This is a genomic window from Brevundimonas sp. (assembly GCF_016742135.1).
GTDB lineage: Bacteria > Pseudomonadota > Alphaproteobacteria > Caulobacterales > Caulobacteraceae > Brevundimonas.
On record NZ_JACVCG010000002.1, the window covers coordinates 249896 to 268862 of the forward strand.

The window sequence follows — 18967 nt, forward strand, 5'->3', positions numbered from 1 at the left end:
CGATCCTCCCTTTTCGAAAGTTCTGAAGATGCCCCTGACCCTTGTGAAATCCCCCGAACCTCCGGCCGATGCCGAACAGATGACCCTGGCCGCCCTGCGCCACGAGATCGACGAGATCGATGCCCGGATGGTGGCCCTGTTCCAGAAGCGCCTGGCCCTGGCGGACCGTGTCGGCAAGGCCAAGGACGCCCCGACCGGCGGCTATGTGAAGCTGCGCCCCGATCGGGAGCAGGCGGTGCTGGCCCATGTCCTCCAGAGCGCCCGACCCGACACCCGGGCAGCCGTCGAGGCCCTGTGGCGCGAGGTCGTCGGCCATGGTCTGGCGCGTCAGGGCCAGCTGTCGGTCCGCGTCTGGGCCCCGGTCGAGCCGGCGCGGGCGTTCGATGCGGCGCGCCTGCGGTTCGGTCGCGCCGCCGAACTGAAGACCGAGCGCGATCCGCAGGCCGCCCTGGCCTTTGCTGCAGAGGGCAGGGGGGTCGCCGTACTGGCCATCAATGCCGGTGACCCGTGGTGGATGGGCCTGCGCCGCGAATGGGCGGCCCTCAGCGTCTTCGAGGGCTTCGGCAAGGACATCCCGACCTCGCTGGCCATCGGGCGGATCGATCCCTCGGCCCTGCCGCGCGGAGACCGGGTGCTGGTGACCGCCGGGGGTGACGCCGGTGACGGCTCGGGCGCGGGGCGTCGCGGACTGGACACCCACCACGGCTGGACCCTGGCGCTGACCTCGGCGTCCGTTGCTCCCGGCGGTCCGGAAGGCTGCGTCGGCGCGATAGGCTGAGCCGTCACGTTTGGTTGGTTTCCTCGGACCTGCCGTCGTCGGATCATACCGGCCGAACCGAGGGGAGCTGACGAAATGGTGAGATTTGTTGGACGACTGGCAGCCGTCATTGGCGGCTTGATCCTGGCAGCGCTTCCGGGATTGGCAGCAGCACAGGGGGGTGGGACGACGGTCGAAAGCGTCGTGCTGACGGCGTTCAATGTCTGCTGGGAGGGGGAAGACGGGGCCGACGTCTTTGCCCTCGCCCGACAGTCCGGGTTCAGCCAGATGCCGGGTGCCCGAACGGCCTATTTCTACCGGGATGTCAGCGGACGGGTCGTGACGCTTTCCGCCGACTACAGTCCCAACAGCCGCGGCCAGCCTGAACCGGCGTGCCGGATCACGGTGATGAAGCCGCAACTGGATACGCCGTGGACGCCGCAGTTCGCCATTCTGCCGAACATCGACGGCCTGATGGAGGTCCTCCTCGAGGGTGCCCAGAGTTTCACTCCGGCCTACCGGGTGATTGCCCTGCGGCAACCGCATCCGGTTCGCCGGGGGCGGACGCGCACCCTGCTCAAGGCCTATGACGGGTCGCGCGGTCGGATGATCTACATCGAGGAGGGCCGGGCGGCCTATGAGTTCCTGTATGTGAACGGGCACATCTCGGTCATCGACGATCCCTCGATCCCGGATTTCGGCACGGACCCGGCCGGCCGCGCCGCCAGTCAGGCCTTTGTCGATGATCGTTGGGCGATGGCCTTCTGCGAGCTGAATCCGCATGTCTGCGCCGAGCCCGAGCGTGTTCGCACGGCGGACTATGAGGTCTGGACCCTGCCCTTTTCCGGCATCGGATCCACGGGCGGCGGAAACCAGTCGGCGGCGCAGCGGTCTCGCGACGAGAGCTGGTGGCGGAACTATCACGAGACCGGGCGCGGTCGGTTCGACTAGACCGCCATATTGTCGATCAGGCGGGTGCGCCCCAGCCAGGCGGCGGCGAGAATACGCATGGCTCGGTCGCGGGCGGTCGCGAGCGGCTCGAGCGTGTCCGCGTCGCGCACGGCGACGTAGTCCACGCGGGCAAAGCCGTCGCTGAGCAGCGATGCAGCGGTCTCGTGCTCCACGATGTCGATCGGGTCCCCGTCGCGGATACGCGCGGCGGCGGCGGCCAGTCGCCCATTCAGACGACGGGCGATGTCGAGTTCGGCCTCGCTGAGGTAGGCATTGCGAGACGACAGGGCCAGGCCATGCCCGTCCCGCTCGGTCGGCACGCCGACGATGCGCGTCGGGATGTCGAGATCCGCCGCCAGTCGGGCGATGACCCGCAGCTGCTGATAGTCCTTTTCGCCAAACAGGGCGACGTCGGCCTGGACCTGATTCAACAGTTTGGCGACGACGATGGCGACCCCGCCAAAGAAGTGCGGGCGGTGGTCGGTCTCCAGCCCGAGCGCCGGTCCATCCATGGCGATGCGGGTGGCAAACCCCTGTGGATACATGACCCTGGCGGTCGGAGCGTACAGCAGGTCGCAACCGGCCCCGGCCAGCAGCCCGGCGTCGCGCTCCAGCGTCCGCGGGTAGGTGTCGAGGTCCTCGTGCGCCGCGAACTGGGTCGGGTTGACGAAGACGCTGGCGACCACCCGACGTGCCTCCCTGCGCCCCTGCTCGACCAGCCGCAGATGGCCCGCGTGCAGGGCGCCCATGGTCGGGACGAAAGCCACCGTCTCGCCGGCTGCGCGCCAGCCGGCAACGACGCGACGCAGGTCGGCGGGGGACGCGGCACGGAGCAGGGGCGGGGCGGCTGAGTCCATGGTTGAGACCGGATTTACCTTCTCGCTTAAGCCTACTTGTGCACGGGGCTGCAACAGAGGCTGGGTAGGGTGGCCTTATGACGTCCGCAGAAGTCCTTCGTCCAGTGCAGAAGCACCGCGTCCTGCGAGCCCTAGCGGCAGGCCTGGCCCTCAGCCTGACTGGCTGTGGCTGGGTCGAGCATGATCCGCACCGGTTCGAGCAGATGGCCGAGCGGGTCGCCGCCATCCCGGTCACCCTCGACCGGCCCGGCCAGTCCCGGCTGCAGACGCCGATGAAGACCCGCGACATGGGCCTGAGAGACGCCCGTGCCGACGCCGTCCGCGTCGAGGTCATGGATCCGCACGACCTGTGGGAAGCCCGGGACGGTGCCATGGAAGGCCTGATCCAGGCGGCGGCTCCGGTCATCGCAGAGGCCACCGTCGATACCGTCGGGAAGCGCGTCTCCGCCTCGGTGCCGCAGTTGCGCGCCCGTCCGGTTTCGACCCACAGGGATGCGGGCGAAGCCTCCCTGGTCCAGCTGGGCGCCTTTGGCAGTGAGGCTTCGGCCCGCACGGCCTGGGCCCGTATCCGCGCATCTGCCCCAGAGGCTCTTGCCGGTCTGACGCCGCGCTTCGAGCCTGTGACGGTCGACGGCCGGTCGTTGGTCCGGCTGAAGGTGGCTGTGCCGGCATCCGGTGCCGCCGCCGTCTGTGCCGCCGCGCGCATCCAGGACCCTTGGTGCCAAAGAGGCACGTGAGGCCGGGAACCGCATCCGCCCGCCGATGAGCCGTTGACCCCGACGGGCCGGCCCCCGATTTTGCGCCCGGGCCCCGCATGAGTCGCGGGACAGGGCAGAGTGCGCATGAACCAGCCGAAAGTCATTGTCGTCGGGAACGAGAAAGGGGGGGCCGGCAAGTCCACCCTGGCGATCCACATCGCCGTCGGCCTGCTGTACTCGGGGCGGAGCGTGGCCCTGCTGGACCTGGATCTGCGGCAGCGGTCGATGGCGCGCTTCTTCGACAACCGCAAGGCCTGGATGCTGGCCAACGGGCAGAAGTTGCCCCTGCCGGTCGAGCCCGATCTGGGGGAGGGCAAGGCGCTGGCCAGGGCCGGCGAAGAGGAACAGCTGGCCCGCTTCGAACAGGCCTTTGCCGAGGCCCGCCGCATGGCCGATGTGGTGCTGATCGACACGCCGGGCGGGGACACGGTCCTTTCGCGCCGAGCGCATGGCCTTGCCGACCAGATCGTCACGCCGATGAACGACAGCTTCGTGGACTTTGACCTTCTGGGCCAGGTGGACCCGGTCAGCCTGGACCTGATCCGGCCGTCGATCTACTCCGAGAGCGTGTGGGAGGCGCGGAAGAACCGGGCGATCGCGGGCGGCACGCCCATCGACTGGATCGTGGTCACCAACCGCCTGGCGGTGGCGGCGGCGCGGAACCGCGAGCGCCTGTCCGACCGCATGAAGAAGCTGTCGAAGCGGATCGGCTTTCGCATCGGACCGGGTCTGCGGGACCGGGTCATCTACCGCGAGCTGTTCCCCTTCGGCCTGACGGTGGCCGACCTGTCGAACGAGATCCGGCCGGTGGCGGTGTCGCTGGCCCATGTCGCGGCGCGGCAGGAGATGCGCTCGCTGATGATGGCGCTGGGGCTGGAGGGGGCCGAGGCGGCCTTTGACGTGACGGAATGATCCTGCTGGCGGTCCTGGCGGTGGGGGTGGCCTTCTGGGCCCTGGTCCTGCTGGGGCGGAGGGCCGATGCAACCCGGCGGCAGGGGGCCATGCCCGTCGAGCAGGCGCGGTCCCTGCTGGGTCTGGGACCGGACGCCACGGCCGCCGAGGTCAACGCCGCCTGGCGTCGGCTGATGGCGCGGGCGCACCCGGACCAGGGCGGGACCGAAGGGCTGGCGGCCCAGCTGAACGCCGCCCGCGAGACCCTGCTGAAGCGCCGCTAGAGAACCGCCAGCAGCTCGACGGTGAACAGCAGCACCGAGTTGGGCGGGATCTCGCCGCCGCCGACCCAACGGTCGCCGTAGGCGAGGTCGGCCGGTATGACGAACTCATATGTCTCGCCCTCGCGCATCAGGGCCACGCCCTCGGTCCAGCCCCTGATGACGCGGTTGAGCGGGAACTCGGCCGGTTCGTTGCGGCTGTACGAGCTGTCGAACTCGCGCCCGTCGATGAAGGTGCCGCGGTAGTGGACGCGGACGGTGTCGGTGGCCGCAGGCTGGCGGCCGTCCGGGTTGGCGCGGCCGACGCGGCGGAACTGCAGCCCGCTGTCGGTGATGGTCCAGCCGCGCCGGTTGCCGTTCCAGTCCAGATAGGCGGCCTGCCCGGCCTCCCACCCCGCCTGGCTGGGGACGACGTCAGGGGCGGGCGCGGCCGTGGCACAGGCGGTGAGGGCCAGGGCCGCGAGCGGGATCAGGGCGAGACGGTGAAGCTTCATGCGGTGACGCTATCAGCCCGGCGCGCCGACACAAGCGGCATCAGTTGGGACGCACGACCATGCAGGTAACATTGCGCGTTGACAGGGTCTCGCAGGCCGCGCGGGCCTGTTCCTCGGTAAAGCCGGTGAAGCGCGAGCGGTACCAGCCGGAGGCCTCCTCGACCGACCGTCCGCTGCCCTGGAATGTCGAGCGGAAGCGGCGGTTGACCTCGGTCAGCCAGTCGTTGGCCACGGTGCGGTCGCGGAAGGCCCCGACCTGCACGGACCAGCCGCCCGCAGCGGGGGCGGGGGCGGGGCGGCGCGCGGGCGTGTCGCTGTTCAGGCGCGAGGTGGTGCTCGACGGCACGACGGCGGGGCCCGAGGTGAGGATGACCTCGGGGTCGCGGTCGCCCATGGCCTGGGCGAGGGCGGCCGGGGGCGAAGCGGTCTGCGACGACGGCGCATAGGGCTGGGGCGCGGCGGAGGCATAGACCACCGGCGGCGCGACCTCGGGGCCGATGCCATAGCCCTTTTGCTCGAAATAGAGCTGGGCGACCTCGATCCGCTCACCGCGCGCGCGCTTGGCGGCGATCTCGAAGCCGGTGTCCATCAACTCGGCGACATGGGCGTTGCGGGTGGCGCTGGACCGTCCGCCCAGCACGACGGTGATCAGGCGGCGGCCGTCGCGCACGGCCGAGGCGGCAAGGTTGTAGCCCGAGGCATTGATGTAGCCGGTCTTGATGCCGTCATAGCCCCCACCGGCGCTGAGCAGGCCGTTGGTGTTGCGATAGTCGCGGCCCTGATAGGTCCAGCTGGAGACACCGAAGAAGCGGTAGTACTGCGGATAGTCGCGCATGACGGCGCGCGACAGGATGGTGATGTCGCGGGCGGTGGTGATCTGGCGGCTGTCGGGCAGGCCGTTGGCGTTGACGAAGCGGCTGTCGGACATGCCGAGCGCCTCGGCCTTGAGCGTCATCATGGCGGCGAAGCGGGCCTCGGACCCGGCGACGTGCTCGGCGAGAGCGGTGGCCATGTCATTGGCCGAGCGCAGGGCCGTGGCCTGGATGGCGTCGGCGACGGTGATGGTCTGACCGGCGGCGAGGCCCAGTTTGGACGGCGGCTGGGAGGCGGCGCGCGGCGAGACCCGGATCACGTCGCTGAGCTGAATGCGGCCCTCGGTGATCGCCTCGAACACCAGATAGAGGGTCATGACCTTGGTGATGGAGGCCGGATAGCGGCGGCTGTCGGCGTGGCGCGCGAACATGACCTCACCCGTCTGGGCATCGACCACAATGGCGGCATAGCGCAGGTTCTCGCGACTTTCGGCGGCGGGCGTGAACGCGCCCGGCAAGGGGCCGACCGTCAGCAGCGACAGGGACAGGAGAAGAACGACCGTACGCCGGAAAAGAAGGGTCATGGGCGGTTTCTGCCTTACTGGATCAAGACCTGCGGATACACGCGACCCTCCAACACGCCGGAAGGGCCGCACAGGCGGAACGAGCTTACCCTATCATGAAGATAGCGGGTTTCACGGGGGTTAAGACGCGGTCAACGACTTGTGATGGGGGCGGGGTGCGTCAGCTGGCCGGTGGGGAAATACCGTCTGAAGGGTCTGAAGGGTCTGAAACGGCCTCCCTCATCTCCTCTCCGTTTGCGGGGAGGTGGCGCGACGGCGCAGTCGGCGTGACGGAGGGGGCGGCGCTTCCGTGGCTCATGACGGCGGGCGCGGCCAGCGACATTTTCGGACAGGGCACCGCCGCCCCCTCCACCGCTATGCGGTCCCCCTCCCCATCAAGATGGGGAGGTGATGAGAATTTGCTGTCTGAAGGGTCTGAATGGTCTCCTCCCTGTTGCGGAGCAATGGGGAGGTGGCGCGGCGCATCTTGCGCCGTGACGGAGGGGTTCTGGGCCGAGGGCTGAGGGCTGTGCGCGGGGTGAAGATCCCCTCCACCACTTCGTGGTCCCCCTCCCCACCCGAGGTGGGGAGGAGACGCTGCGTCCTCCCGCAATTTACCGTCTGAACCGTCTGAACCGTCTGAATTCGCCCTGGCCAGCGATCGCGCCATCGCCTGGATTTCGGCGACCTGGGCTTCGAGGGCGTCCATGAGGGGATTGGGTTTCGCCTGCGGTACTACCCCCTCCACCCCAGCGCTTTGCGCTGCGGTCCCCCTCCCCCGTGGGGGGAGGAATACCGGCTTCCGGGCCATGTCCAGCAGGGTGCGGTGCAGGCGCATCCAGCGGCCGGCTTCGGTGGCGTGGCCCTTCAGGATGACGCGGTTCAGGCGGATGAGCGCGTGGTTGGCCATGTCGGCATAGTCGGGCAGGCCCGCCTCAAGCTCGGCCTCGAGGTCGACGGGTTCGGGGGCGGGCTGATCCTGACGACGCCAGCCTTCCTCGGCGGCGCGGTTGCGGAGCGTCGAGACCCGCATGCCGTAGCGGTCGCAGACGACCGAGGCCGACTCGCCCGCCAGATAGTCGGCCCGGGCGCGGGCCCAGGTGGCGTCCGAGGCGCGGTGATGGCCGGAGCGACCGGATGCGCGGGATCGGGGCTCGCGCTCGGCGAAGATGCCGGCGCATTCGTCGTCGATGCTGGCGCGGTCGGGGTCGTAGTCGGGATCGTGGCCGGGCCAGTCGTTGGGCCAGTAGCCGTCTTCGGTGTGGTTTGGGTCCATGGCGTTCTCTCCGTATGTCTCAACCGGCCAGTGTGCGGGGGCGGGGAGGTAGGGCGGGGAGAACGGTCCGGGAAACGGTGGGGGTGTTGAAAGGGTTGGGGAATCGGGCGGCGGCTATCCTATCTGCTGCCCTGAACCCGACATCCACCCGCCTCAAGCAAGAGGTTCATCACAAAGACCACAAAGAAGGCACGAAGAACACGACGGGGGTGGAGTTTGACCCACCCTCATTGTTCCTTCTCCCGATGGGAGAAGGTGGCGCGTGAGCGCCGGATGAGGGTCGTTGGTGTCTGTCGGCGACAGCCGTGGCAGGGCCGGTGCGACGGCTCACGCCGAAGGAGACGGTTAGCCCCTCACCCCCAACCCCCTCTCCCAACGGAGAGGGGACTTAAGAATGAGGTTCATCACAGCGGACACAGCGAAGGCACGGCGGTCACGGCGGGGTGGTGCGGGGTCCGATGTCAGAGGCTCGGCGGAGTGGCCAGTGGGGACTCTGCGAATTTCCGCGATGGGTGGAAAGGGGACGTCGCCACATCTACAGTCACTGTCTGGGATGGGGGGTGCAATGTTCCGATGGTTGCGGCGAAAATCGGCTGGCCTTCACCCCGAGGTGTCGCACCTTGCTGGGTTAATGCGGGAGATTGAGGACGTCTTGCGTGCTGGAGGTGCAGTTCGTTGGGCAAATCAGGTCTCCCGTTGCGCCGATATAGTCGAACGATCCGACGGCTACGGTGTTGAGCGCTTTCTTCAGCTCTACGGTGGAATGGGGTCGATCAACGATCTATCGCTACATCGCAACGGCGTTCCTTTGGTTGAGGAGAACGGTCGACTAGAGCGGTTGCTCAGTGAAGCTTTTGAGCTTGCCAGTCGGCTGAAGCGCTCCAGCTAACGTCCGCAATAGGTCGCTAGCGGGCTTCCGGTGTCGGGACGCTCCCCAAAATGGTGCGGTGCACAAAAATCCCTTGCATTCCCTTCGCACTTGCACCATATGGCACATCAACGCCCCGGGAATTCGCGTGGGGTGGACCTTTCAGAGCGGCGCAGGCCGCCACCGAACCAGGAGATGTGACCATGGCTGACACCGCCGAGACCACCAAGAAGACCGTCGAGACCGCCACCGCCAAGGCCCAGGCCCAGGCTGAAAAGATCCAGGCCGCCGGCGCGCAAGCCGTCCGCGAAGGCATGGACAAGTCGCTGGCCTCGATGAGCGAGCTGAGCGTCCAGGCCAAGAAGAACCTCGACGCCGTGGTCGAGTCGGCCGCCGCTGCCCAGAAGGGCACCGAGGCCCTGACCAAGCAGGCCGCCGCCTATTCGCGCAAGTCGTGGGAAGACGGCATCGCCGCCGCCCAGTCGCTGGCCCAGGCCCGCTCGGTCCAGGAAATGATCGAGCTGCAGACCAGCTTCACCAAGTCGGCCATCGAGCTGTATGTGGCCGAAATGAACAAGGCCGCCGAAGTCCTGACCGCCTCGGTCAAGGACAGCTTCAAGCCGATCAACGAGCGCGTCACCGCCTCGGTCGAGAAGTTCCAGGCCGCTCGCTAAGCCGAGTTTCCTGACTGATCATGGACGGGCCCCGGTGGAAACGCCGGGGCCTGTTTGCGTTCGGGCCCCGTTTTCGCGGGAGGGCGACCGGGTCCGTCAGATTTCACAAGGACCTGTGACTGGACGCCGCTTCAATTCGGGACATGATGACCTACATGATCAGTTCTTCCCCGAACCGGACGTCGAATGCCCCAGAACCGGCCTGATGAGACGGGTGGGGGTCGCGGGACCGCTGTCGTCACCGAGACCCGCCCCAAGCTGAAAAAACCGTCGCTGTATCGCGTTCTGATTTTGAACGACGACTACACGCCGATGGAATTCGTCGTCTATGTGCTGGAACGCTTCTTCGGAAAGAGCCGCGAGGACGCGACTCGCATCATGCTGCTCGTGCACCAGAACGGTGTGGGGGTGTGCGGGGTGTTCACCTATGAGGTGGCCGAGACCAAGGTCGCCCAGGTGGTCGAGACGGCCCGGCGGCACCAGCACCCCCTGCAATGTACGATGGAAAAGGACTGAGAGGAGCCTTCGCCCATGCCTTCATTTTCCCGTCCTCTCGAAGAGACGCTGCACCGCGCGGTGGCCTATGCCAACGATCGCCGCCACGAGTATGCGACCCTTGAGCACCTGCTGCTGGCCCTGATCGACGACCCGGATGCCTCGGTCGTCATGGGTGCCTGCAACGTCGATCTGGCGGCGCTGAAGGTGGCGCTGACGCTGTATGTCGACAACGACCTGGCGGCCCTGACCACGGCCGACGGCGACGACGCCAAGCCGACCGCGGGCTTCCAGCGCGTGATCCAGCGCGCGGTCATCCACGTGCAGTCCTCGGGCCGCGAGGAGGTGTCGGGCGCCAATGTGCTGGTCGCCATTTTCAGCGAGCGTGAGAGCCACGCGGCCTACTTCCTGCAAGAGCAGGACATGACCCGCTATGACGCGGTCAACTATATCGCGCACGGCATCGCCAAGCGGGCGGGGGCGTCGGAGACCCGACCCGCCAAGGCGACCTCGCCCGAGGATGCCGAGGACGCGGCGGCGGCCAAGTCGGGCGATGAGGCGCTGGAGGCCTATTGCGTCGACCTCAACGAGAAGTCGCGCCAGGGCAAGGTCGATCCGCTGATCGGCCGCCAGAGCGAGGTCGAGCGCTCGATCCAGATCCTGTGCCGGCGGACCAAGAACAATCCGCTGCTGGTGGGGGATCCGGGCGTCGGCAAGACCGCCATCGCCGAGGGTCTGGCAAAGAAGATCGTCGACGGCGAGGTGCCGGACGTCCTGAAGGACGCGACCATCTTCTCGCTGGACATGGGCTCGCTGCTGGCGGGGACGCGCTATCGCGGGGACTTCGAGGAGCGGCTGAAACAGGTCGTCAAGGAACTCGAGACCCACGACAATGCCATCCTGTTCATCGACGAGATCCATACGGTGATCGGCGCAGGGGCGACTTCGGGCGGGGCCATGGATGCCTCGAACCTGCTGAAGCCGGCGCTGGCGTCGGGCACGCTGCGCTGCATGGGCTCGACCACCTACAAGGAATACCGGCAGCATTTCGAGAAGGACCGGGCCCTGGCCCGCCGCTTCCAGAAGATCGATGTGCATGAGCCGACGGTCGAGGACACGGTCAAGATCCTGCGCGGTCTGAAGTCGTATTACGAAAGCCACCACAAGCTGCGCTACACCGAGGCGGCGATCCGCACGGCGGTGGAGCTGTCGGCGCGCTACATGTCGGACCGGAAACTGCCCGACAAGGCGATCGATGTGATCGACGAGGCCGGCGCCAGCCAGATGCTGCTGCCCGAGTCTCGGCGCAAGAAGACCATCGGCCAGAAGGAGGTCGAGGCCGTCATCGCCCGGATGGCGCGCATTCCGCCGAAGTCGGTCTCCAAGTCCGACACCGAGAGCCTGAAGGAGCTGAAGGGCGATCTGGAGCGGGTGGTCTATGGCCAGGAGCAGGCTATCGACCAGGTGTCCTCGGCCATGAAGCTGGCGCGGGCCGGTCTGCGCGAGGCGAACAAGCCGATCGGCAGCTTCCTGTTCAGCGGTCCGACGGGCGTCGGCAAGACCGAGGTGGCCAAGCAACTGGCCGCGACGCTCGGCATCGAGATGCTGCGCTTCGACATGTCGGAATATATGGAGCGGCACACCGTCAGCCGTCTGATCGGGGCGCCCCCCGGCTATGTCGGGCATGACCAGGGCGGGCTGCTGAGCGATGCCGTCGATCAGCATCCGCATGCCGTGGTGCTGCTGGACGAGATCGAGAAGGCCCACCCGGACGTCTACAACATCCTGCTGCAGGTGATGGACAACGGCATGCTGACCGATGCCCTGGGCAAGAAGGTCGACTTCCGCAATGTGGTGCTGATCATGACCACCAACGCCGGGGCGGCCGACAATGCGCGGGCGGCGATCGGCTTTGGCCGGGGCAAGGTCGAGGGCGAGGACGACAAGGCCATCCAGCGCCTGTTCACGCCCGAGTTCCGCAACCGGCTGGATGCGATCATCACCTTCAAGGCGCTGGGGGCGGACACCATCCGCCAGGTGGTGACGAAGTTCATCCTGCAGCTGGAAGCCCAGCTGGGCGATCGCAACATCACGCTTGAGCTGACCGATGAGGCGACCGACTGGCTGGCCAAGAACGGCTTTGATGAACTGTATGGCGCGCGGCCTCTGGGCCGGGTGATCCAGGAGCACATCAAGAAGCCGCTGGCCGACGACATCCTGTTCGGACGCCTGACCCGGGGCGGGCACGTCAAGGTGGCGCTGAAGGACGGCAAGATCGTCTTCGACATCTCGGGCACCGAGGCGGCGGCGAAGCAGGCCGCAGAAGCCGACGAAGACGCCGCTGCCGACTGACTGTGATGTGACCCACGAAAAGGGCCCGGAGAGCGATCTCCGGGCCCTTGCTCTGTCAGGGGATGCGTTTAGCGACGGCGGCCGAGCGCACCCAGCACCACGGCCAGACCGGCGACGATACCGGTGGTCAGCAGCGGCTTGCGGCGAGCGAAGTCCAGACCCTTGCGGGCCGTGTCTTGATAGTCGGCGGGGGCGCGGGCGACGAGGCCGTCAAGGCCGTCGATGACCCGGCCATAGGCGTCGCGGGCCTTGCCCTTGTATTCGGTGAGGCGGCCGTCGAGCTCCAGCTTGCGATCGCCGGTCAGTCGGCCGAGCCCGGTGCGCGTCTTGCCGATAGCCTGCTCAGCGGCGCCTTCGATACGTTGATCGGTCATGAAGTTCTCCTGATGGGATGGGGGTGGGGCGTTAGCCATCAAGCGCGTGCGGCGCAGCAGAGTTCCGTCGCTGGCCTGCGACATCGCAGCGCTGGGGCAGACTCAGGGTTGTTGACAGGCTCTGGCCCATCTGATGTCTAGTCGTTCGGGGAACGTGGGTTGGGGAGGCCATGGACTTGCCGCTGCCGGCAGCCGTTCGAAAGGGCAGGGGCTTCATCGCCCTGTTGGGTCTGATTGTCGCCCTCGTGGCTGTGTGGGGACCGGCGCAGGCGCAGGACCGCTACGCCCTGATCATCGGCATTAACGACTATGAGAGCGGTAACGATCTCTACAACCCGGTGCGGGATGCGCGGGATGTCGCCGACCGGCTGGGCAAGCTGGGATATACGCTCGTCGGCGGCGGTGCCCAGATTGACCTGACCCGGGCGGAATTGCTGGACCAGGTCGACGCCCTGGCGAGGCGGCTGCGCCCCGGAGACATGGTCTTCGTCTATTTCGCGGGTCACGGCAGCTATTTCGGCGACGGGGCCCAAGCGGAGACCTATCTGATTCCCAAGGATGACAGGGCCCTGCGGTACCGGGAGGATTTGCCGGAGCAGGCGGTGAAGCTGACCGCCTTGCTAGGTCGATTGCATGAGGCCCAGGTCACTGGCGTGGTGGTGATCGATGCCTGCCGCAATCTGCGGCTGCCGAGTCGTCAGACGGGAGGGACCTCCACGGGCCTTGCCATGCCGAACGGCCGGGCGGCCACCGGGCTACTGGTCGCGTATTCTGCTGATATCGGTGAGGAAGCGGCAGATGGAAGGGCGGGGGCCAACAGCCGGTTTGCGGCCGCGCTGCTTCCGCGGCTGGATGGCTCCGTCGACCGGGTGGACGACATCTTCATGCTGGTAAGGCGTGATGTGCGTCTGGCGTCGGGGGGACGGCAGAACCCGATGGTTGCCAGCTATCTGACCGCGCCGCTCTATCTGACGGCGGCGCTTGCGCCGGCCCCGGCCACTCTGTTGCCCGGGGAGACGCAGGACAGCGCCCGCAAGCGTGAGGCGTGTGAGGCGGGTAACGCTGCCGCCTGCAACGATCTGGGCGCCATCCATGAAGCGGGGCGGGGAGTGCCGCAGGACCATGCAAGGGCCGCCATATTGTTTGAGCGGGCGTGCGATGGGGACGTGTTCGTCGCCTGCCGGAATCTGGGGATTCTGCATCTCTACGGACGCGGGGTCGCACGGGACGTGGAGCGCGCCTTCGCCCTGTTCGAAACGGCGTGCAGCGGGGGCTCGGCCTTGGGCTGCAACAGCCTGGGCTATATGTATCGGGACGGGGTGGGCGTGGCGCCGGACGATGTTCGCGCCGTCGCGCTTTACCAGTCGGCGTGCGACGGGGGCAGCGCAGAAGGCTGCTCCAGTCTGGGGTTCATGTACGCCGAGGGCCGCGCGGTACCCCGCGACGATACCCGGGCCGCGCGGCTCTATGATCAGGCCTGCCAGGGCGGGTCTGCACCGGGCTGTGCAAACCTGGGCTTTGCCTATGCCAACGCTCGCGGGGTGCCGCACGACGACCGGCGTGCCGCGTCTACCTTGCGGCGGGCGTGCGACGGCAATGATGTTGCCGCCTGTAGCGGCCTGGCGTTCCACTATGACGCCGGGCTGGGTGTGGAGCGGGACCTGCCGCGGGCGCTCTATCTATATCGACGGGCGTGTGACGCCGATTTCGGGCCGGCCTGCGGCAATCTGGGCCGAATGTATGCCGAAGGCCGGGGCGGTATCGCCAATCTGAGCCTGGCACGCACCGCGCTGAGGCGAGGCTGCGCGCTGGGTTACCCGTATGCGTGTGAGTACGAAGCGTATCTGAACGACCGATAGTCATGGCGGCTTTCCCGACCCATGGCACCGCGGAGAGAGTCTTGAGGGGCAATACGCCCGCTTCAAATCCAAGGAGATCGCTATGAGAATTTTTGCCGGACTTGCGGTGCTGGCGAGCGGTATCGCTGTCACCTCCTGCGTTCCTAACGAGTTCTGTTGCCTGCCAATCACAAACGTCACCGCTGTGAGCTTCAGCGACACACTCGATTTCGACAAGGCCCTGCATTCCACGCTCAAGGGCAACACGGCCATCGTGACTGTCGCCATGCCGGATCCGAAGGTCGCGACCGTCGCGTCTTTGTCTCCTGGAGCCGTTGTTGTGAATGAGGCCCTCGAGGTCCTGGTGGGCGGGGACCTGAATGTCGGTTCGCATCGCTTGGCTCCGTGGGTCAATGTTCCTGCGGTGGCGGGCCGGAAAACGCACTGGTGCAGCACAGAGGGCGTAGCGCGGGGATACATGGGAATCGCGACAGAGGTGCTGGCCAAGGTTCTCAAGTATGAACCGGCCCGGGATTACTCGGCGGTGGTGGTCTATGACTCGGCCGACCGCGTGCAATATGTGCGGTTCGTCCACAACGCCCCCGACACGATGACCTGCGCCGATGCCATCGCCATGGCACCAGCGCCTTCATAGCGTTCTGAAGTTCGCCTGACCCGGAAAAGGCAATGCCGGGGTCAGGCGGTGGCGGTGACTTCGTTCAGACCTGAGCGGAGCGCGGAGACGTCGGTGAGCCCGGCATCGAGGCGACCGTGTTCCTGCGTCCAGATCGGCAGGGCCTCGGCGAGGATGGTGCGGCCCGCATCGGTCAGGGAGGCCCGGCGGCTGCGGCGATCCCGGGCGTCGGGGGTGGTTACCACAAGACCCTTGCGCTCAAGCGGCTTGAGGTTGGCGGTGACGGTCGATCGGTCCATGGCCAGCAGCTGGGCCACCGCACCGATAGTGGGGGGCTCGGGTCGGTTCAGACCGTTCAGCAGGCTGAACTGACCACTGGTCAGGCCCACCGGGGCGAGCGCCACGTCGAATCGCCGGGCCAGCACCCGCGCCGCTCGCTGGGCATGAAGGCACAGGCAGTGGTCCCGGACATGGAGCGTGGCCTGATAGGGCATCGGGTTTGACATACGCTCAATTAGCTTGATATCAACGTATAAGTCAAAGGGAGAGAGAGCATGCCGACCGTCACCGCCTTCAAATGGGTGCCCCCTTTCGCGGAGGGGCTGGTCAGGGACCTGCGCGTGCGCTGGGCGCTGGAGGAGACGGGGCTGGCCTATGAAGATCGGCTGCTGGGCTTCGAGGACACGGCAACGCCGGAGTATCGCGCCTGGCAACCCTTTGGTCAGGTGCCCGCCTATCGGGATGGCACGGTCGAAATGTTCGAGAGCGGCGCCATCGTCCTGTGGATCGCCCAGTCGTCCGATCAGCTGATGCCCGCCGACCCCGCCGACCGCGCCATGGTCATGACCTGGATGTTCGCGGCTCTGAACAGCGTCGAGCCGTCGGTCTCCGAACTGTCCGGGATCGATCTGTTCCACGCCGACGAGGCCTGGACCAGGGAGCGACGCCCGCAGGTTGAGGCCCGGGTGCGTCAGCGTCTCTCTGCCCTCCAGACGGCGCTGGGGGACCGCCCGTGGCTGGTCGAAGGCCGCTTCAGTGCGGCCGACATCCTGATGACCCATGTCCTGCGGGCGCTGCGGCACACCGATATCGTCGCGGATTATCCGGCGCTGGCCGCCTATGTCGCCCGGGCCGAGGCGCGGCCGGCGTTCCAGCGGGCGCTGGCGGATCAGATGAAGCCGTTCCGGGAACACGCCCCGGCCTGAGCCGGTCGCAGGCCCGTCCGGGGACACGCGTCAGTTTGTGGGGGGTGCGGGATGGCCCGTCTTGTCTATGGAATGAATGTCTCGCTGGACGGCTATGTCGATCACGAGAAGTTCGGACCCGATGAGGTCCTGTTTCGGCATTTCATCGAACAGGTCCGTACCTCGGCCGGCAGCATCTATGGCCGGCGCCTGTATGAGATCATGCGCTACTGGGAACAGGATGATCCCGAGTGGACGCCGGATCTGCATGAGTTTGCGGCGGCGTGGCGCGCCGAACCCAAATGGGTCGTGTCGCGTACCCTGACGTCGGTGGGGCCCAATGCGACGCTTGTCGCCGACGATGTGGAGGGCGTGGTGGGCCGCCTGAAGCAGGAGCGGGAGGGCGACCTCTATGTCGGCGGGCCGGTGCTGGCGCACAGTCTGACCGGGCTGATCGATGAGTATCGCCTCTGCGTTCACCCCGTCGTGCTGGGCGGAGGCGATCCGCTGTTCGTCGGGCCCCGGCCGCCGCTGCGCCTTGTCATGCACCGCCGGATCGGCGGGGAGGCGATCGAGCTGACCTACGTCCCGGCCTAAGCGGCACCTGCGGCGCCAGATCCCGTGAGGGCCGCGCGCTCGGCGGCAGTCAGGTGACGCCAGCGGCCTTCGGGCAGGCCGTCGAGGCTGAGGGGGCCGATGTGGGTGCGCCACAGGTCCATGACGCGCAGGTCCAGCATTTCGCACATGCGGCGGATCTGGCGGTTGCGGCCCTCGCGCAGGACGAAGCGCAGGCAGAGGGGCCCCAGCTGCTTGACCTCGGCGCGCTTCAGGGCGCGGCCGTCCAGCGACAGGCCGAAGCGTAGGCGGGCGATCTTGGAGTCCGTCAGCGTGCCGCGTACCCAGACCTGATAGGTCTTGGGCAGGTCGGCGTCGGGACCGATGACGGCCTTGGCCACCACCCCGTCGGTCGACAGGATCAGCAGGCCGCGGGAATCCTCGTCCAGCCGCCCGATCGGAGGCAGGCTGTCGCGCGAGGAGGGCAGGGGGCCGTCATCCAGTTGCGCTGCCGCCGTCAGCAGGCGGGCGGCCGGAATCTTGCCGGGCTCGGGCTGGCCCGAGACATAGCCCATGGGCTTGTGCAGCAGGATCGTCACGGCTTCGGCCAGCTTGTCCTGTGCCGCACGGGCGAGGGTCAGGGTCTGGCCGGGCAGGATCTTGCGTCCCGCGTCCCGCACGGTTTCGCCGTCCAGCGAGACGAGGCCCTCTGCGATCAGGGCGTCGGCCTCGCGCCGCGAGGACAGGCCGGACTGGCCCATGAACTTGTTCAGGCGGACGGGCTCGGTGCCCTTATAGGTGCGGCTTAGCGACATGGGGCGGGTTTATCCTGTCGCAGGACGTGCCGCCAGCGACCTGGGCATACAGGACTGAAGCCCTAACCGCGCGTTGACTTTGAGTACAAGCGCCCTATATCAAAACCCATCAATTGAACCGTGCACGCGTGGCGGCCCGTGATCCCAGATTACGGAAAATGAAGCTGTGTTTTCTGCAGTGAGCCGCTGTCCAGATTTCTCGCTGATTTCGTGGAATATGCGTGCCCATAACAGAAGGATGTGTTTTGAAAGCTCAAACCATCAGAAAGCCTGCTCATCGTAATCGTTTCCAGCGCGTGCCGACACGGGCCCGCATCGGCCTGGCCATGCGCCGTGACATGAATTTCGGGCCGCTCGGCGATGTCGAACCGATGATCCAGGCCGGTGGCCTGTCGATCGCGCCGATCTCGACCGGTGATGCCAGCCTGCACATCAACGGCGTGACGGTCCTGCCCACGGCCAGGGCCCGTGATCTGGAAAGCGGTGACCTGAAGGCGCTGGTGGTGCCGGGCGGCCATTCTGACGAGGCGGGCGACAAGGCGGTGCGCGCGCTGATCGACACGGCCCGGAGCCGGGGCGTGCCGGTCATCGCCTTTGGCGAAGGCGTGGTGCATGCGACCCGCGCGGTCGGAGCAAATCCGTCTGACTATGTGGATGCGCCGGCCGTGGTGACCGATGGCGACGTCGTGACCATGCTGGCCGACCGGGATGCCCTGTCGGCGGCGACTGCCCGTATCGGCTGAAGGGGCGTTCAGAGCGTACGGAAGAGGAGGCCGAGGTTGTTGGCGGGCAGGGCGGCGCGACGCGTCAGTCTCAATCCGTTCGACCGGGCCTCTGACACGACGTCTTCGAGGGCGCGCAGACCCCACGCCGGGTCGCGCGCCCTCAGGCTTTCATGGAAGGCCAGATTGCTGGCCGCGGTTTCGAAGTCGGCCTCGAAATAGGGGCCATAAAGGGCCAGCAGGCCACCCGGCCGGACCAGCCGCTCGCCCGCCAGCTTCATCAGACCCACGGTCGCAGACCAGGGGCTGATGTGGATCATGTTGATGCACAACACGACATCGAACGGGCCGTCCGGCCAGGTCGCGGCGTCAGCGGCGTCCAGCCGGACGGGGGGCAGGAAGTTGTCGGGGCCATGGGCGGCCCGCCAGCCCGCGAGAGCCCGTACCGCATCGTCACTGAAGTCGGTGGGCAGGACGCTCAGGCCCGGATGGGCCCGGGCGAGGGCCAGGCCGTGGCCGCCGGTGCCGGTCGCGACTTCCAGCAGCCGTCCGGTCTCGGGAAGGTGCGGGACGAGGAACTTGAGGATATGCGGTAGGTTTCGTTCGCCAGCCGGGGTTAACAGGGCCGGATCGTGTGCAGCGTTGCCGTTCGTCAAAAAAAATCTCCATCACATCCGTGCCCGAAGTAACCGGTTACAGCCATGCGGCGTGCCCGGACCGGGCGCGTTGTGTGGCATGGGCGGTCAAAACTTGCAGCAGTTGACCTTGCGTCCAGACGGTGTTTTGAGCGTGTAACAGAGCGTGATCGTCGCGCTC

General features: G+C 67.1%; 21 protein-coding genes. 13 read left to right on the forward strand and 8 right to left on the reverse strand.

Annotated elements, in window-relative coordinates; translation table 11 throughout:
* Positions 1-28 precede the first annotated feature (28 nt).
* The gene (locus IBJ06_RS04775) at positions 29-778 is read left to right on the forward strand and encodes a chorismate mutase (RefSeq protein ID WP_292157751.1); all 750 of its coding nucleotides are present in this window, start codon (positions 29-31) and stop codon (positions 776-778) included.
* Between the two features lie 75 nt (positions 779-853).
* Positions 854-1708 (forward strand): hypothetical protein, encoded by an 855-nt coding sequence (locus tag IBJ06_RS04780; protein ID WP_292157752.1) that lies wholly within the window; start codon positions 854-856, stop codon positions 1706-1708.
* Here IBJ06_RS04780 and panC read toward each other — a convergent pair.
* Positions 1705-2565, reverse strand: coding sequence for a pantoate--beta-alanine ligase (gene panC, locus IBJ06_RS04785; RefSeq protein ID WP_292157753.1), 861 nt, complete (start codon positions 2563-2565; stop codon positions 1705-1707). The genes IBJ06_RS04780 and panC overlap by 4 nt on opposite strands.
* A gap of 104 nt (positions 2566-2669) precedes the next feature.
* Between panC and IBJ06_RS04790 the strand changes: the two genes are divergently transcribed.
* The 3 genes from IBJ06_RS04790 (at position 2670) to IBJ06_RS13300 (ending at position 4498) form a co-directional block, all read left to right on the forward strand.
* Positions 2670-3302, forward strand: coding sequence for an SPOR domain-containing protein (locus IBJ06_RS04790; protein ID WP_292157754.1), 633 nt, complete (start codon positions 2670-2672; stop codon positions 3300-3302).
* A 105-nt stretch (positions 3303-3407) separates the two neighbouring features.
* Positions 3408-4235, forward strand: coding sequence for a division plane positioning ATPase MipZ (locus tag IBJ06_RS04795; RefSeq protein ID WP_292157756.1), 828 nt, complete (start codon positions 3408-3410; stop codon positions 4233-4235).
* A complete protein-coding gene (locus IBJ06_RS13300) occupies positions 4232-4498 on the forward strand; it encodes a hypothetical protein (protein ID WP_365812019.1) in 267 nt (88 codons plus the stop codon). The genes IBJ06_RS04795 and IBJ06_RS13300 overlap by 4 nt, the downstream gene beginning before the upstream one ends.
* Here IBJ06_RS13300 and IBJ06_RS04805 read toward each other — a convergent pair.
* The 3 genes from IBJ06_RS04805 to IBJ06_RS04815 form a co-directional block, all read right to left on the reverse strand.
* Positions 4495-4989, reverse strand: coding sequence for an FKBP-type peptidyl-prolyl cis-trans isomerase (locus tag IBJ06_RS04805; protein WP_292157758.1), 495 nt, complete (start codon positions 4987-4989; stop codon positions 4495-4497). The genes IBJ06_RS13300 and IBJ06_RS04805 overlap by 4 nt on opposite strands.
* A gap of 40 nt (positions 4990-5029) precedes the next feature.
* Positions 5030-6385: a D-alanyl-D-alanine carboxypeptidase gene (locus IBJ06_RS04810; RefSeq protein WP_292157760.1), complete on the reverse strand. Its 1356-nt coding sequence runs from the start codon at positions 6383-6385 to the stop codon at positions 5030-5032.
* A gap of 160 nt (positions 6386-6545) precedes the next feature.
* On the reverse strand, positions 6546-7640 hold the full coding sequence (locus IBJ06_RS04815; RefSeq protein WP_292157762.1) for a hypothetical protein: 1095 nt from the start codon (positions 7638-7640) through the stop codon (positions 6546-6548).
* Positions 7641-8711: 1071 nt separating this feature from the next.
* Here IBJ06_RS04815 and phaP point away from each other — a divergent pair.
* The 3 genes from phaP (at position 8712) to clpA (ending at position 12029) form a co-directional block, all read left to right on the forward strand.
* Positions 8712-9182, forward strand: a complete 471-nt coding sequence (gene phaP, locus IBJ06_RS04820; protein WP_292157764.1) for a TIGR01841 family phasin — start codon at positions 8712-8714, stop codon at positions 9180-9182.
* A 186-nt stretch (positions 9183-9368) separates the two neighbouring features.
* Complete coding sequence (gene clpS, locus IBJ06_RS04825; protein ID WP_292157766.1) at positions 9369-9698, forward strand: ATP-dependent Clp protease adapter ClpS; 330 nt, start codon at positions 9369-9371, stop codon at positions 9696-9698.
* A 15-nt stretch (positions 9699-9713) separates the two neighbouring features.
* On the forward strand, positions 9714-12029 hold the full coding sequence (gene clpA / locus IBJ06_RS04830; protein ID WP_292157768.1) for an ATP-dependent Clp protease ATP-binding subunit ClpA: 2316 nt from the start codon (positions 9714-9716) through the stop codon (positions 12027-12029).
* Positions 12030-12097: 68 nt separating this feature from the next.
* On the opposite strand, the gene IBJ06_RS04835 is transcribed toward clpA, so the two are convergent.
* Positions 12098-12403: a CsbD family protein gene (locus tag IBJ06_RS04835; RefSeq protein ID WP_292157770.1), complete on the reverse strand. Its 306-nt coding sequence runs from the start codon at positions 12401-12403 to the stop codon at positions 12098-12100.
* Between the two features lie 170 nt (positions 12404-12573).
* Between IBJ06_RS04835 and IBJ06_RS04840 the strand changes: the two genes are divergently transcribed.
* Together IBJ06_RS04840 and IBJ06_RS04845 are read left to right on the forward strand one after the other, a co-directional pair.
* The gene (locus IBJ06_RS04840; RefSeq protein ID WP_292157771.1) at positions 12574-14262 is read left to right on the forward strand and encodes a caspase family protein; all 1689 of its coding nucleotides are present in this window, start codon (positions 12574-12576) and stop codon (positions 14260-14262) included.
* Positions 14263-14344: 82 nt separating this feature from the next.
* Positions 14345-14896, forward strand: coding sequence for a hypothetical protein (locus IBJ06_RS04845; protein WP_292157773.1), 552 nt, complete (start codon positions 14345-14347; stop codon positions 14894-14896).
* A gap of 41 nt (positions 14897-14937) precedes the next feature.
* On the opposite strand, the gene IBJ06_RS04850 is transcribed toward IBJ06_RS04845, so the two are convergent.
* Positions 14938-15369, reverse strand: a complete 432-nt coding sequence (locus IBJ06_RS04850; RefSeq protein WP_292157776.1) for a MarR family winged helix-turn-helix transcriptional regulator — start codon at positions 15367-15369, stop codon at positions 14938-14940.
* A gap of 60 nt (positions 15370-15429) precedes the next feature.
* On the opposite strand from IBJ06_RS04850, the gene IBJ06_RS04855 reads away from it, so the two are divergent.
* The gene (locus tag IBJ06_RS04855) at positions 15430-16080 is read left to right on the forward strand and encodes a glutathione S-transferase family protein (RefSeq protein ID WP_292157778.1); all 651 of its coding nucleotides are present in this window, start codon (positions 15430-15432) and stop codon (positions 16078-16080) included.
* Positions 16081-16131: 51 nt separating this feature from the next.
* The gene (locus IBJ06_RS04860) at positions 16132-16656 is read left to right on the forward strand and encodes a dihydrofolate reductase family protein (RefSeq protein ID WP_292157780.1); all 525 of its coding nucleotides are present in this window, start codon (positions 16132-16134) and stop codon (positions 16654-16656) included.
* Here the strand turns inward: IBJ06_RS04860 and IBJ06_RS04865 are convergent.
* Positions 16653-17429 (reverse strand): pseudouridine synthase, encoded by a 777-nt coding sequence (locus IBJ06_RS04865; RefSeq protein WP_292157782.1) that lies wholly within the window; start codon positions 17427-17429, stop codon positions 16653-16655. The two genes, IBJ06_RS04860 and IBJ06_RS04865, sit on opposite strands and share 4 nt — an antisense overlap.
* Positions 17430-17725: 296 nt before the next feature.
* On the opposite strand from IBJ06_RS04865, the gene IBJ06_RS04870 reads away from it, so the two are divergent.
* Positions 17726-18172 (forward strand): hypothetical protein, encoded by a 447-nt coding sequence (locus IBJ06_RS04870; protein WP_292157784.1) that lies wholly within the window; start codon positions 17726-17728, stop codon positions 18170-18172.
* 8 nt (positions 18173-18180) lie between these two features.
* Here IBJ06_RS04870 and IBJ06_RS04875 read toward each other — a convergent pair whose 3' ends face one another.
* Entirely contained in the window at positions 18181-18807 is a 627-nt protein-coding gene (locus IBJ06_RS04875) for a DUF938 domain-containing protein (RefSeq protein WP_292157786.1), read from the reverse strand.
* Positions 18808-18967 lie beyond the last annotated feature (160 nt).